A 497-nucleotide genomic window follows, 5' to 3' on the forward strand; every position below is an offset into this window, starting at 1 on the left:
TCTTTGCTATCATCCTGTTTTTTCTTCCATTGTTATTTCAATGAGCGAGTACAGCAGTTCGTTTGTTTTTTGTATCTCGTTTTGCAAACTACTGTTCGGACTTCTCAGGTTCTTATGGTGCGCGACCTTGACCAACTGGTTGATGTTGTTACCTATCTTGTTGATATGGTAGGCAAGATTTGAAGTGTCGGGAAGTCTATCTTTTCCTTCGGCTTCTTGTTGAAGAACCAATCTTCTCAGCAACGGACTTATCGTTCCCCTTTCCGAAATATCCAAGTCATAGGATTCACATATTTTTTTCAATTTTTCATATTCCCTATCGTTGAAACGGAGCATTACGTTATGGTACCGCTTCTTGTTTCCCAATCGTTTTCGGCCTCTTTTTCGTTGTTCCATATTCGATGCTTTTCAGGGCAAAACACTTCGTCAGAAGTAGACAATTCTAGGTTACTTAGAATGCACCTCGCTATCCGTTTCACGGATAAATATAAGCTATA

General features: G+C 39.6%; 1 protein-coding gene. It reads right to left on the reverse strand.

The window, feature by feature from the left end:
- Positions 1–9: 9 nt before the first annotated feature.
- Positions 10–396 (reverse strand): plasmid mobilization relaxosome protein MobC, encoded by a 387-nt coding sequence (gene mobC, locus IV512_RS19730; RefSeq protein ID WP_209406482.1) that lies wholly within the window; start codon positions 394–396, stop codon positions 10–12.
- Positions 397–497: the final 101 nt, after the last annotated feature.

This window comes from Pseudozobellia sp. WGM2, from assembly GCF_017810075.1.
Classification (GTDB): domain Bacteria; phylum Bacteroidota; class Bacteroidia; order Flavobacteriales; family Flavobacteriaceae; genus JADNYK01.

Bases quoted from the DNA above. Each gene is read 5' to 3' on its own strand.
- mobC (WP_209406482.1), bottom strand. From the start codon at position 396: ATGGAACAACGAAAAAGAGGCCGAAAACGATTGGGAAACAAGAAGCGG.